This is a genomic window from Pedobacter sp. AW31-3R (assembly GCF_052180285.1).
In the GTDB taxonomy this organism is placed as follows: domain Bacteria; phylum Bacteroidota; class Bacteroidia; order Sphingobacteriales; family Sphingobacteriaceae; genus Pedobacter.
The window spans coordinates 5,870,985-5,883,911 of sequence record NZ_CP197475.1 but is presented as its reverse complement, the minus strand read 5'-3'; the positions used below and the strand labels follow the sequence as shown (position 1 = coordinate 5,883,911).

12 protein-coding genes are annotated in these 12,927 nt (G+C 42.7%); 6 read left to right on the top strand and 6 right to left on the bottom strand.

Features of this window, described 5'->3' with window-relative positions:
• Positions 1 to 51 precede the first annotated feature (51 nt).
• Positions 52 to 975 carry a 2-hydroxyacid dehydrogenase gene (locus tag ACSBL2_RS24010; protein ID WP_442592253.1) on the top strand — a complete coding sequence of 308 codons (924 nt, stop codon included), beginning with the start codon at positions 52 to 54 and terminating at the stop codon, positions 973 to 975.
• Positions 976 to 1,070: 95 nt separating this feature from the next.
• Here ACSBL2_RS24010 and ACSBL2_RS24005 read toward each other — a convergent pair whose 3' ends face one another.
• Positions 1,071 to 2,948 (bottom strand): M1 family metallopeptidase, encoded by a 1,878-nt coding sequence (locus ACSBL2_RS24005; RefSeq protein WP_442589084.1) that lies wholly within the window; start codon positions 2,946 to 2,948, stop codon positions 1,071 to 1,073.
• A gap of 265 nt (positions 2,949 to 3,213) precedes the next feature.
• Between ACSBL2_RS24005 and greA the strand changes: the two genes are divergently transcribed.
• Together greA and ACSBL2_RS23995 are read left to right on the top strand one after the other, a co-directional pair.
• Complete coding sequence (greA, locus tag ACSBL2_RS24000; RefSeq protein WP_442589083.1) at positions 3,214 to 3,687, top strand: transcription elongation factor GreA; 474 nt, start codon at positions 3,214 to 3,216, stop codon at positions 3,685 to 3,687.
• A 3-nt stretch (positions 3,688 to 3,690) separates the two neighbouring features.
• Entirely contained in the window at positions 3,691 to 4,083 is a 393-nt protein-coding gene (locus ACSBL2_RS23995) for an HIT family protein (RefSeq protein ID WP_442589082.1), read from the top strand.
• A 25-nt stretch (positions 4,084 to 4,108) separates the two neighbouring features.
• Here the strand turns inward: ACSBL2_RS23995 and ACSBL2_RS23990 are convergent, their stop codons facing one another.
• The 3 genes from ACSBL2_RS23990 to rsgA are packed head-to-tail and all read right to left on the bottom strand — an operon-like array spanning position 4,109 to position 5,883.
• Positions 4,109 to 4,435 carry a nucleotide pyrophosphohydrolase gene (locus tag ACSBL2_RS23990; protein WP_442589081.1) on the bottom strand — a complete coding sequence of 109 codons (327 nt, stop codon included), beginning with the start codon at positions 4,433 to 4,435 and terminating at the stop codon, positions 4,109 to 4,111.
• A gap of 37 nt (positions 4,436 to 4,472) precedes the next feature.
• On the bottom strand, positions 4,473 to 4,925 hold the full coding sequence (dtd, locus tag ACSBL2_RS23985) for a D-aminoacyl-tRNA deacylase (protein ID WP_442589080.1): 453 nt from the start codon (positions 4,923 to 4,925) through the stop codon (positions 4,473 to 4,475).
• Between the two features lie 37 nt (positions 4,926 to 4,962).
• Positions 4,963 to 5,883 (bottom strand): ribosome small subunit-dependent GTPase A, encoded by a 921-nt coding sequence (gene rsgA / locus ACSBL2_RS23980; protein ID WP_442589079.1) that lies wholly within the window; start codon positions 5,881 to 5,883, stop codon positions 4,963 to 4,965.
• Between the two features lie 385 nt (positions 5,884 to 6,268).
• On the opposite strand from rsgA, the gene thrA reads away from it, so the two are divergent.
• From thrA to thrC, 3 genes are all read left to right on the top strand, one after another.
• Entirely contained in the window at positions 6,269 to 8,716 is a 2,448-nt protein-coding gene (gene thrA, locus ACSBL2_RS23975) for a bifunctional aspartate kinase/homoserine dehydrogenase I (protein WP_442589078.1), read from the top strand.
• Positions 8,717 to 8,919: 203 nt separating this feature from the next.
• Positions 8,920 to 9,855: a homoserine kinase gene (locus tag ACSBL2_RS23970; protein ID WP_442589077.1), complete on the top strand. Its 936-nt coding sequence runs from the start codon at positions 8,920 to 8,922 to the stop codon at positions 9,853 to 9,855.
• Between the two features lie 12 nt (positions 9,856 to 9,867).
• Complete coding sequence (thrC, locus tag ACSBL2_RS23965) at positions 9,868 to 11,190, top strand: threonine synthase (RefSeq protein ID WP_442589076.1); 1,323 nt, start codon at positions 9,868 to 9,870, stop codon at positions 11,188 to 11,190.
• A gap of 169 nt (positions 11,191 to 11,359) precedes the next feature.
• Here thrC and ACSBL2_RS23960 read toward each other — a convergent pair whose 3' ends face one another.
• Both ACSBL2_RS23960 and metF read right to left on the bottom strand, forming a co-directional pair.
• The gene (locus ACSBL2_RS23960) at positions 11,360 to 11,797 is read right to left on the bottom strand and encodes an META domain-containing protein (RefSeq protein ID WP_442589075.1); all 438 of its coding nucleotides are present in this window, start codon (positions 11,795 to 11,797) and stop codon (positions 11,360 to 11,362) included.
• Positions 11,798 to 11,879: 82 nt separating this feature from the next.
• Positions 11,880 to 12,836 carry a methylenetetrahydrofolate reductase [NAD(P)H] gene (metF, locus tag ACSBL2_RS23955; protein ID WP_442589074.1) on the bottom strand — a complete coding sequence of 319 codons (957 nt, stop codon included), beginning with the start codon at positions 12,834 to 12,836 and terminating at the stop codon, positions 11,880 to 11,882.
• Positions 12,837 to 12,927: the final 91 nt, after the last annotated feature.

Here is a 12,927-nt window from a genome sequence, read left to right as displayed (position 1 = left end):
CGCAGTATATTGGCCGCTATCAAACAGCGGCCTGTAGATGAACTTACACAAATGAAAGGTAAAATTTTAATTATTGATGACCTGCATCCTGTTTTCAAAGAGCGGGCAATTGCAGCAGGATATGAGGTAGACGACCTGCCAAAAATCACCAGGGAAGAAACCCTTGCAATTATTTCAGGATATGTTGGCATTGCTGTACGTACAAAATTCAGGATCGATAAGGAATTGATGGATGTCGCAGCCCAGTTGAAGTTTATTGCAAGGGCAGGTGCCGGATTGGATAATATCGATGAAGGTTATGCCAGCAGTAAAGGCATCAAAATGATGAATGCACCTGAAGGGAACCGGGATGCCGTTGGAGAACACGCTGTCGGAATGTTGCTTTCCCTGATCAATAACCACCGTAAGGCAGATATTGAGGTTCGTCATGGGATATGGGACCGTGAAGGAAACCGTGGCTGGGAGCTAAAGGGTAAAACTGTAGGCATTATTGGCTATGGATTTATGGGCAGCAGCTTTGCAGAGAAACTTTCCGGGTTTGGTGTCAGGGTGTTGGCCTACGATAAATATAAAACCGGTTTTTCCGATGCCTATGCCCAGGAAGCAAGTATGGAGGAGATTGTGAAACATAGTGATGTATTGAGCCTGCATATCCCACTGACAGCAGAAACCAGGCAGATGGTGGACGGGGAGTATTTCTTCCACTTCAAAAAGAATATCTTTTTTATCAATACGGCAAGAGGGGAAGTGGTGCAGACAAAAGCCGTTCTGGATGCAATTAAGTCGGGTAAAATTATGGGCGCAGGACTTGATGTGCTGGAAGCGGAAAAATTCCCTAACCTGAGCAATCAGGACTGGTACGAGGAATTGAGGACATCGGAAAAGGTTATTCTTACTCCGCATGTTGGGGGCTGGACTTTTGAGTCTTACCGCAAAATATCAGAAGTACTGGCAGATAAGCTGGATACCCTATAAACCTGGAAGGATCGTATCACCAGAGAGAGTTCGCAACCTGGTGATACGATCCTATACCGATCCTGGTAAGACAGCCGTCATACCTGAAGCATTAACTATTTTTTCCAGCTGTTATTTGCCGGGGTCGCATCCATAAATATGCCTCCGTCAACCACAATTGAAGCGATACCCTTGCCTCCTGAAAACTGTACCGTTCCAGCTTTCTGGTTGGCTTTCCAAAATGCCGGGGTCTGGTGCATCACCTTTGTAGTGCCATCCAGATAGGTGATCTTCACATCAAACGGAATCGCAAAACCGCCTGTATTTTTTAATGACAGGGTATAACCAGAGCCTTTAATCGCTACTTTATCAATCACCAGGTCGATGTAATTATTGCTGAAAAACCAATTGTTCCAATACCAGTTTAAATCCTGTCCGGATACGTCATTCAGGGTATTGAAGAAATCCCATGGAATAGGGTGTTTACCATTCCATCTGTCCATATAGGCCAGCAAATACTTTTTGAAAGCCTCATCTCCAAACATATCCTTCAATCCCAAGTAGGCCAGAGAAGGTTTGACGTAAGCATTATTTCCATAACCTGAACCGGAAAGTTGTGTGGACATAGAGATAATCGGTTGATCTTCTTCTGCGGATGGATCATTGATCCAGCGTTCCACCCTGAACGCTTTATAATTGGCATCTGCTTTTTCTTTGCCCAGTTGGGACTGGCCGATTAAATATTCCAGCGTGGTTGCCCAGCCTTCATCCATGTGTGCATACCGGGTTTCATTGGTTCCCATATAAAAAGGGAAATAGGTATGGGCAACTTCATGGTTCAATACGAATTGAGTAAACTCGAGATCGGGTGTACTGGAATCATTGACCATCATCGGGAATTCCATATCGGCAAAACCCCGCACTACAGTCAGCTTTGAAAAGGGATAGGGTACGCCCGGCCAGTTATTCGAAAACCAGTCCAGCGCCTGTTTTCCCCAGGTGACCGTATGTGCGAAATCTTTAGATTCAGTGTCATAGCTCGATTGTACACTCGCCCTTCTTTTTGTCTTACTGTCCACAATGACACTTCCCGCATCCCAGTTGTAATGGTTACTCATAGAAAAGGTCACATCAGTAATGTGGTTTGCGCTGAATTTCCAGGTATTCCATTTATTCTGGCGGGTGACTTCCCCTTTCAGGATTTCCTCTGCTGTGGCAATTGAAATCACTTCATCGGAAGTATAAGAACGTTTAAGGCGTTCTGCGTATTTGGGTTGCAATACCTCATCCGGATTTTTTAAATCGCCCGTAGCCCAGACCACGTAGTTTTTAGGAGCTTTGACCGCCAATGTATAATCATTAAAATCGTTGTAGAATTCTACCCTGTCCGTGTGTGGAATTTTATCCCAGCCATTATAATCGTCGTAAACAGCGATCCTCGGAAAAGAATAAGCGATAAAATAGGTTGTACTATCAATTTGTCCTTCCCTGCCACTTTCTTTCGACAAGGGATAACTCCAGTCAATATCAAACTCCGCACTTTTACCAGGTAAGATCACCTCTTTCAGTTCCACATCTTCAGCGGTGCCCCAGTTTCTGGTATCTATATCATATTTCTGTCCGTTCATCGCGAATGAACTTATCGTCAATCCTTTGGTCAGGTAATCCGGACTGGTATAACCTGCCCTTGGGGCTTCCGGTTTATGGACATTATTCACAAAACGTATGGTGACCTGTTTCAGGGTATCGGGACTATTGTTGGTGTACACAATCTTCTCCTTACCTTCAACCGTTTTGTTCTTCGGGGTAACGGTTAGGGAAAGGTCATACTTCCCTTTGTTCTGCCAGTATCGTTTTCCGGGTTTTCCATCTAAAGAGCGGGTTCCATTTTCATAAGCCTTTTTAACATTTCTAGGCATATACAGATCCTGAGCGTTAGCTGCATGTGCGAGTAAGAGTAGAGCTATAACGCCAAAAGTGTTTTTTATCAGCATGTAATTGTTTTTAAAGATTATGAAGCTGCACCGTGTACATATCCAGCGATGGGGTCTTACACGGTATGGTTTCTAAATAAATATTTAATTGTTTCTTTTCCAAAAATAAAAGAATTACTGTCTTTCTATATAAATTCAAATTAAAAGATTTGTTTATATAAGAATTGCCAGTTATCTTCGTTAAAATTCAAGCAAGACTATGTAGGTTTTTATGCCGATGTAGTCTTGTTTGGTTTTATAGGAAGTTAGAAATAATAATAAAGTTATGACAGAAGTAACATACTACACTCAGGAAGGATTAGATAAGCTAAAGGAAGAAGTACATTACTTAAAGACTACCGGAAGACAATTGATCTCGAAAGCCATTGCTGAAGCTCGGGACAAAGGCGATCTTTCGGAGAACGCAGAGTACGATGCAGCGAAAGAGGCGCAGGGTTTGCATGAAGCAAAAATATCAAAGTTGAATGCTACACTTGCTTCTGCAAGGCTTATTGATGAATCAAAATTGGATGCCTCGAAAGTATTGGCATTATCGATTGTTAAAATTAAAAATGTGAAGAACGGTGCTACCATGAGCTATCAGCTGGTGGCAGAATCTGAAGCGGATTTAAAGACGGGCAAGATCTCCGTTAAATCTCCCATTGCCCAGGGTTTGCTGGGTAAGTCTGTAGGTGATAAAACTGAAATTGAAGTGCCTGCAGGTAAAATAGAGTTTGAAATATTAGAAATCAGCAGATAGATTATGGCAAGTGTATTTTCCAAAATCGTAGCCGGAGAAATTCCAGCACATATAGTCGCAGAAACGACTGAGTTTCTTGCTTTTCTGGACGTCAATCCGCTGGTCATGGGACATGTACTTGTTATCCCCAAAAAGGAAATCGACTATATATTTGATATGGACGAAGAGAGTTATTTCGGTCTTACCTTATTTGCGAAGATTGTTGCTGAAGGAGTAAAAAAAGCCTTTCCATGTATTAAAGTAGGGATGGCAGTCATTGGCCTCGAAGTGCATCATGCACATATTCACCTTATTCCTATGAATTCGGTGAGCGATATGAACTTTAGCCTGCCCAAGCTGAGCCCTGGTCAGGAGGAACTCGCGGAAGCAGCACAAAAAATAAAAGCGCAGTTATAAACTGCGCTTTTTTGCCCACATGGCATTATTTTAATTTCTCGTTGTTTTTATGCCGGTCGGCATCCCGGATACTTTTCTTGACCATATTTTTCTCCAGTGCCTCAGTCAGGTTGATCCCCGTCTGGTTAGCCAGACAGATGAGGACAAACATCACATCTGCCATTTCATCACCAAGATCCACCGCTTCATCACTTTTCTTAAAGGATTGTTCTCCATATCTGCGTGACATGATGCGGGCGACTTCACCCACTTCTTCCATTAAAATAGCAGTGTTGGTGAGTTCATTAAAATAACGGATTCCCGTGGTATTTATCCATTGGTCCACTGCTTCCTGTGCTTCCTTTATCGTCATATCCTGATTTTTACTGTATTTTGGGTTTAGTAATGCTTTACTCCTTGGTTTTTGTGTCGATGAGGATAGTCGTTGGCCCATCATTCACCAAACTGATTTTCATATCCGCACCAAATATCCCTGTTTCTACTTTGCGTAACAATAAAGTATCCAGTTTTTCAATCATCGCTTCATATAATGGAATCGCTTTTTCGGGTCTTGCTGCCCTGGTGAAGCCAGGTCTGTTTCCTTTTTTTGTGGAGGCAAATAGGGTAAACTGGCTGACCAGTAAAATATTGCCGTCAATATCTGATAACGATTTGTTCATCAGTCCATTTTCATCACTGAAAATGCGCATGTTAACGATCTTTTGTGCCAGCCATTCCAGGTCTTCCTGCCCATCGGCATCTTCAATACCCAGTAATACCAGGAATCCGCTCTCTATGGCACCGGTAATTTTTCCTTCTACTTTGCAGGATGCTTCAGTTACTCTTTGTATAACAGCTCTCATGTGGACAGATACTTGTTTTTTTGAGGTGATCGTTTATTTAGGCCCTGGTTTCGTTACCATGATACATACTCAGGTAGCTTTCATACCTGCTCAGTTCGATGTCTCCGTTTTCTATAGCCTTTAATACGGCACAGCCGGGTTCATTGATGTGCCGGCAATTGTGGAATTTACACAAATGCATGGTCTCCATCATTTCCCTGAAATAATGACTTAATTCTTCCGGTTTGATATCGTAGATACCCAGCTCCCTGATGCCCGGGGTATCAATGAGGTAACCACCAAAGGGGAGGGTATGCATTTCCGCGAAGGTGGTGGTATGCTGCCCTTTATCACTCGATTCCGATATTTCTCCTGTTTTTATATTTCTGTCGGGTAAAAGGGCATTGATCAAACTTGATTTGCCGACACCGGAGTGTCCGGAGAACAGTGTGGTTTTATCTTTTAACAAACTTTCTATCAAAGGAATGTTTGTTCCCTCCAGGGCAGAAACCTCATAACAGGGATATCCGATGTTTTCATAAATGCTTTTATATTCTGCCAGAACGGCCAGACCATCTTCATTGAAAAGATCCAGCTTATTGAAGATCAATACCGCCGGAATGCGGTAGGCTTCGGCAGTGACCAGAAAGCGGTCGATAAATCCTAAGGAAGTTCGCGGAGAGACTAAAGTAACTACCAGGAAGGCCTGGTCAAGGTTGGCTGCAATAATCTGCGCCTGTTTGGACAGGTTGATAGACTTCCTGATGATGTAATTTTTTCTTTCATGAAGTTTAAAAATAACCCCGGTATCCGCATTGGGTTCCATCTCAAACTCCACCTGATCGCCAACTGCTATAGGATTGGTGGTCTGAATTCCTTTAATCCGGAATTTTCCTTTAATCCTGCAATCATAATTCCCGCCGTCTTCCCCATGTACCTGGTACCAGCTCCCTGTTGATTTTATTACTAATCCCTGCATATTATTATGCAGTAAAGGTAAGTAAAAAAGGAGGATACCTACCAGCGCCGCAGCTTTTCAAAATTTTTTTGTTAAATCACTTGATATTGATGAAAATATAACTTTACTTTACGGTATAGCAAAAACAGATACGATTGCTGTACACAATATGATAAATAATTCAATGATTACATCCATTATTATTACCACCACCGGGGAATTCCGGAGGCAGGTGAAGTAATGGGGTAATGAAAAATATAAAAACCACAAAACGCGCCTTCCTCTAAACAGGAAGGCGCGTTTTTTTTTACAAATAACCCGCAGGAGCTTAACCACATGAAACGCTCAGCAGCCCCTGCAGACTTAGTACCTGAAGAATAATAAATAAACACTTGAAGAAAAAGTTATGAAGATTTTAAAATTTGGAGGAACATCGGTAGGTTCGGCGGACAGTATCCGTACCCTGATTGATATCCTGCTAAAGTCCGGCGATGAAGAGCATCCCGTTGTTGTGTTATCTGCCATGCACGGCGTAACTAACCTGTTGCAGGCAATGGCTGAAAAAGCACTTGCCGCCGGAGATTATACAGCGGATTTAAAAGAGATCGAAGAGAAGCATTTCCACGTAGTGAAAACGCTGCTGCCAGCTTCAGCCCAGAATCCTGTATTCACCAAACTTAAAATCTATTTCAATGAACTTGAAGATATTCTTTCTTCGGTATATCACCTTAAAGAGTTAAGTCCGCAGACCAAAGATCTGATCCTGAGCTACGGCGAACGCTGCTCTACCTTTATGGTCAGCCATATCGCCAGACAGCACTTCCCTGCTGCTGTAGCGGTTGATGGTGCGGAACTGATTAAAACAGATAGCAATTTCGGACAGGCAAAAGTAAATACGGAGCTTACAGAAATGCTGATCCAGGACTTTTACCAGGCGAACAGTACCCAGCTTTTATTCGTGACCGGATTTATTGCCAGTAACAATGAAGGCAGGATTACGACATTGGGCAGGGGAGGAAGTGATTTCACTGCCGCCATATGGGGTTCGGCACTCCATGTCGACCAGATTGAAATCTGGACAGATGTGGACGGGATGTTAACTGCCGATCCAAGGATCGTAGAAAAGGCATTCTCCCTGCCAGAATTAAGTTATACCGAGGCGATGGAGTTATCCTACTTCGGTGCGAAGGTCATTTATCCGCCTACCATGATCCCGGCCTTTCTTAAAAAGATCCCTATTGTAATTAAAAATACTTTTAATCCAGGCTTCGAAGGTACCTATATCAGGCATGGTGCACATGCCTCAGAACTCCCGATCAAAGGCATTTCGTCAATTGATGAAATCAGCATACTGAACCTGTCGGGAAGTGGTATGGTGGGTAAAGCAGGATTCAGCGGACGTTTGTTCTCACTGCTGTCCCGTGAACAGATCAATGTGGTTTTAATTACACAATCCTCTTCTGAACACAGCATTACTTTCGCGGTAAAACCTGCAGATGCGCTGAAGGCCCTTGCGCTGATCAGTAAAGAGTTTGAACTGGAATTACAGGCGAAAAAACTGGAGTATCCTGAAGTAGAAAATGGATTATCGGTATTGGCCGTTGTGGGGGAGAATATGAAACATACTCCCGGCATGTCGGGCAAGTTGTTCAATGCATTGGGCAGAAACGGGATCAATGTACGTGCCATTGCACAGGGCTCTTCAGAATACAATATCTCTGTGATCATTTCAAAAACTGATTTGTCGAAAGCAGTGAACGCAGTACATGATGCATTCTTCGCTAACCTGAAGAAAACACTTCATATTTTCTGCCTCGGAACAGGAAATATCGGTAAAACCCTGTTCAGTCAGCTGCTGATCCAAAGTCCGCTCCTTGCAAAGAACAATGACCTGGAAGTAAAGGTGATGGGAATCAGCAATACCCGTCAGATGTACCTGAACCAGGAAAGCATTGATTTGGTCAACTGGGAAAATGAGTTGAATACTTATGCTGAGCCGGCCGATTTAAAAGAATTTGTGCAGCAGATGAAGGCCATGAACCTGCCTAACTGTGTATTTGTAGACAATACTGCAAGCAGCTACCCTGTTCATTTTTATAAAGAAATCCTGGAATCAAGTATTTCTGTAGTCACCTGTAATAAAATAGGTAACTCTGCAGATTATGAACAATATGCAGCCTTTAAGAATGCCGCAAGAAAATACGGCGTTGATTTTTACTATGAAACCAACGTAGGTGCGGGGCTACCCATCATCAGGACGCTAAAAGACCTGATGTTAAGTGGCGACAACCTGTTTAGCATTGAAGCGATCCTGTCGGGTACCATATCCTATATCTTCAACAATTTCAAAGGCGAAGCACGCTTTCATGAAATTGTAAAAGAGGCGCAGGACAATGGATATACTGAGCCTGATCCGCGTGATGACCTGAACGGAAAGGATTTTATGCGTAAAATGCTGATTCTTGCCCGTGATGCAGGTTATCCATTGGAGGAGGCTGACGTAGAGATTCAGAGCATGTTACCTCCGGCATGTCTGGCGGCAGAGAGTGTGGCTGATTTCTACCAGGAGCTGGAAAATAATGCTGCTTATTTTGAAGACCTGAAAAAACAGGCTGCGGATGGAGGGAAAGTCTTACGTTATATTGGTAAGCTGGAAGCTGGAAAAGTTACCATTACTTTACAGATGGTGGATGATTCGCATCCGTTCTATATGCTCTCAGGTAGTGATAATATCATATCCTTTATTACTGACCGTTACAAAGAGCGTCCGCTGGTGATTAAAGGCCCCGGAGCAGGAGCTGAAGTTACTGCCGCTGGTGTATTTGCTGATATCATCAATGTAGGTAAAAAATAGTTTAACCTTTAAAAAACAAATATTTACTGATGAAACCATCATAAGCTTACCGCTAACAAACAGCAATGAATAAGCTTATGATCGCTTCATAACCGATAAAAAACAAATATTTACTGATGAAACCATCATAAGCTTACCGCTAACAAACAGCAATGAATAAGCTTATGATCGCTTCATAACCGATAAAAAACAAATATTTACTGATGAAAAATTCGATAAAGGTTTTTGCTCCCGCAACTGTGGCAAATGTAGTCTGTGGATTCGATGTATTGGGATTCGCGGTGAATGAGCCTGGTGATGAGGTGATTATGCGTATTACGGATAAGCCTGGAGTAATCATTTCAAAAATAACAGGTGACGAAGGGCGACTGCCTTTGAATCCTGATAAGAATACGGTGAGTGCAAGTGTGCAGGACTACCTGAAACATATTGGGCGTACAGACGTAGGGATTGATATTGAGCTGCACAAGAAAATGCCTATTGGCAGCGGACTGGGTTCCAGCTCGGCCAGTACGGTAGCCGGATTGTTCGCCGTGAATGCCCTATTTGATCACCAGCTAACGAATATGGAGCTGGTACCTTTTGCCATGAAAGGCGAAGAGCTGGCCTGCGGTTATGGACATGCGGATAATGTTGCTCCCGCATTGCTGGGAGGTTTTGTACTGATCAGAAGTTATGAGCCCCTGGATGTGATTGCCCTGCCTTTTCCAGAGGAATTGTATGCTGCAATTGTATACCCGGAAGTAGATGTACCTACTAAAGATGCCCGTCAGATGATCCGTTCCAAAGTATTGCTGAAGGATGCTGTAAAACAATGGGGGAATGTAGCCGGACTCGTGACAGGTCTGTTTATGAAAGACTACGATCTGATCGGCCGCAGTATGGTTGACGGATTGGTAGAGCCAACACGTTCTATCCTGATCCCTGAGTTTTACAAAATGCGCAGTATCGCTATGGAAATGGGAGCCATAAGTTTCGGAATTTCGGGTTCCGGTCCTTCTGTTTTTGCCCTCACCAAAGACGAGGGGACAGCGCATTTAATCACACAGGCGCTTCAAAAATTATTAAAAGATATCCAGATAAACAGTCTCTCATTTGTATCATCGGTGAATAAAAAAGGACCGGTAGTACTTGATTAAAACATAATACTGATGAAATTATACAGTACCAATAACCCTGATTTGAGGGTAGATTTCCAATCTGCTGTTTTTAACAGCATGCCTTTGGATAAAGGCTTATATATGCCAACTTTCATTCCTGTGCTTGATGAAGAGTTTCTTCAGCACCTGGATCGGTATACCCTTCCTGAAATTGCCTATAAAGTAGCTTCCGCATTACTTCAGGATGATATTCCGGCAGATGACCTGAAAGCGATCATTGATGAGGCCATCAATTTTGCTGCTCCTGTACAGCCATTGGATGACAATACCTATGTCTTGGAGTTATTTCATGGGCCATCACTGGCTTTTAAAGATTTCGGTGCACGTTTTATGAGCCGTATCATGGGCTATTTCCTGAAGGAAGATGAAGCTTTGCTGGATGTACTTGTGGCTACCTCAGGAGATACCGGAGGTGCTGTGGCTCTGGGATTTCTTGGTGTTCCCAATACCAGGGTAACGATCTTATACCCCAAAGGAAAAGTGAGTGATATTCAGGAGCTGCAATTGTGCAGCAACGGACAAAATATCAGGGCGATAGAAATTGATGGCACCTTTGACGATTGCCAACTGTTGGTGAAACAGGCTTTTGCTGATGAAGAGCTGAACCGTAAAATGAGGCTTACTTCAGCCAATTCTATAAATATTTCCCGCCTGATTCCCCAGACGTTTTATTATTTCAATGCCGTAGCACAGCTTTACAGGGCAGGGAAGAGAAAAATCGTATTTTCTGTTCCGAGTGGGAATTTCGGAAATATTGCTGCCGGATTACTGGCTTATCAAATGGGACTGCCGGTTTCACAATTTATTGCGGCCACGAATGTAAATGATACTGTACCACGTTTCCTTGAATCGGGTGTGTATGAAACGCGGCCATCTGTACAGACTTATTCCAATGCGATGGATGTAGGTGCACCAAGCAACTGGGTGAGGATTATGGACCTGTTTAAAGGCGACAGGGATAAGGTGAAGGAATTGGTAAGCAGTTTCCGTTACACTGATGAAGAGACGGTTAAAGGGATTACGGACATCTATTCTGCATTTAATTATATTGCTTGTCCACATACTGCAATTGCATGGCTAGCTATTCAGGACTACCGTAAGCAGTATCCGGATGTAGCGGGAACATCTGCATTTGTATTCCTTTCTACTGCCCATGCGTGTAAGTTTCCTGATATTTTCAATGCGGAGATGGCGGCCAAAATTGATATCCCTGAGCAGGTGGAAGTCCTAAAAAGCAAGACTAAACAGGCAACAGCGATGGAGGTCGATTTTTCAGCCTTTAAAACTTTTTTGCTGACAGCAGATGAGGCCTAGGCAGTTGTTGTAAAGCAGGTAATGCATTGAAGAGGGTGTATCATTTTCACATGGTCACCCTCTTTTTATTGTTTTTACTTATTTATCCCTTGGTTTCACACCTACACCCTTAGAAGGTATTTTCAATTGTTCCGTCCTCATCCACTCCTTTCAATATGGGTAGGATAGCTTATTTTATCTTTCTGAAACGCATGATGGCAATATCGCCACTCAGGAAATTAAGCGTAGTATCGCCTGTGATGGTATATTTATTTACTTTCTTTAGTGTTTCGAAGAAGATGGCTTCTCCTTCACCTGGGCACGCCATTTTTGTGGAAGCCAGAGGTTCATTAAAGCTAATGGAGGTATCATCTGCCACGAGCTTGCCTGAGAAGCCGTTACAGCTACTGTTTCCGCTAACCCTCTTTCCCTGTATATCAAATGCCATTTGCGGTATCTTTCCCGGGTATAAACCGTTAAACGCTATCCTTGGGCCGGAAATATAATCCAGTTGCCAGGTACCGCCTAACTTTGATAAATCAGAACTTGCTTCAACAGCATTCTTCAGCGTATTGCATGCTGAAAGCGTACTGAGTATAGCAAGAACTAATATTGCCACTTTTCTCATAACCTTTTTCTTTAAATAGGTAATGTAGGAAATGTACAAAGAATCTGCCAAAAATAATAGTTAAAGATAAATTAACCTGATATTAGAATATAGCGCGGGCGATTCGTTTTGTCGGTTCCGGATTTCCCATGGTGTAGAAATGTAATACCGGGGCACCCATTTCCCTTAATTCTTTACCCTGGTTGATCATCCATTCGATACCCACTTCTTTCACCTCTTTTTCATTCTTACAGGCTTGTATAGCCTCACTTAAGGCCAGGGGAATATCCAGGTGAAAGGTTTTTGGTAAACTCATCAGTTGCTTGCTGTTGGTGATCGGTTTAAGTCCCGGAATGATAGGTACCATGATTCCATTTGCCCTGCATTTGTCTACAAATTCTTTATATTTATTGTTATCAAAAAACATTTGTGTGACAATAAAATCTGCACCCATGTCGACTTTAAGTTTAAGGTATTTAAAGTCGGTATCCAGGTTAGGGGATTCAAAGTGTTTTTCAGGATAACCGGCAACACCGATACAGAAATCAGTTTTTTCCGAGCTTTCCATATCATCATGCAGGTAACGGCCATTGTTCATATCCCCTACATGTTGTACCAGGTCAGAAGCATAGGCATGTCCATTTGGTGTCGGAATAAACATGCTGTCACTTTTCCGGGCATCTCCACGTAGAACAAGTACATTGTCTATCCCTAAAAACTGCAGGTCGATCAGTGCATTTTCTGTTTCATCTTTAGTGAAGCCCCCACAAATTAAATGCGGGACAGCATCTACCTTATATTTATTCATTATCGCAGCGCAGGTAGCGACAGTACTTGGGCGTTTCCGGTAGGCTACTTTTTCCAGCAATCCATTTTCATGCTGTTTATAAATATAATCTTCCCTGAGATAGGTGACATCTATAAATGGAGGATTAAACTCCATTAAAGGGTCAATTGCATCAAAAATACCTTTAATACTTTGTCCTTTAATAGGCGGTAATAATTCAAAAGAGAACAGGGTTTTACCCTTTGCGTTAATAATATGGTCGGTGATTTTCATCAGTGAAGGTTTCTTTTTAAAGGTGATGAAGCGATCATCAGCAGGTTCATTGTATGGGTAGGTGGTATGCTAATGGCGGTTTCATGGTATA

What these genes read in the sequence shown, in the direction of transcription:
- ACSBL2_RS24010 (WP_442592253.1), top strand. Translation starts at nt 52, where the DNA reads ATGAAAGGTAAAATTTTAATTATTGATGACCTGCATCCTGTTTTCAAA.
- ACSBL2_RS23960 (WP_442589075.1), bottom strand. Translation starts at nt 11,797, where the DNA reads ATGAGAAAAGTGGCAATATTAGTTCTTGCTATACTCAGTACGCTTTCA.
- ACSBL2_RS23990 (WP_442589081.1), bottom strand. Translation starts at nt 4,435, where the DNA reads ATGACGATAAAGGAAGCACAGGAAGCAGTGGACCAATGGATAAATACC.
- ACSBL2_RS23995 (WP_442589082.1), top strand. Translation starts at nt 3,691, where the DNA reads ATGGCAAGTGTATTTTCCAAAATCGTAGCCGGAGAAATTCCAGCACAT.
- thrC (WP_442589076.1), top strand. Translation starts at nt 9,868, where the DNA reads ATGAAATTATACAGTACCAATAACCCTGATTTGAGGGTAGATTTCCAA.
- metF (WP_442589074.1), bottom strand. Translation starts at nt 12,836, where the DNA reads ATGAAAATCACCGACCATATTATTAACGCAAAGGGTAAAACCCTGTTC.
- dtd (WP_442589080.1), bottom strand. Translation starts at nt 4,925, where the DNA reads ATGAGAGCTGTTATACAAAGAGTAACTGAAGCATCCTGCAAAGTAGAA.
- rsgA (WP_442589079.1), bottom strand. Translation starts at nt 5,883, where the DNA reads ATGCAGGGATTAGTAATAAAATCAACAGGGAGCTGGTACCAGGTACAT.
- ACSBL2_RS24005 (WP_442589084.1), bottom strand. Translation starts at nt 2,948, where the DNA reads ATGCTGATAAAAAACACTTTTGGCGTTATAGCTCTACTCTTACTCGCA.
- greA (WP_442589083.1), top strand. Translation starts at nt 3,214, where the DNA reads ATGACAGAAGTAACATACTACACTCAGGAAGGATTAGATAAGCTAAAG.
- ACSBL2_RS23970 (WP_442589077.1), top strand. Translation starts at nt 8,920, where the DNA reads ATGAAAAATTCGATAAAGGTTTTTGCTCCCGCAACTGTGGCAAATGTA.
- thrA (WP_442589078.1), top strand. Translation starts at nt 6,269, where the DNA reads ATGAAGATTTTAAAATTTGGAGGAACATCGGTAGGTTCGGCGGACAGT.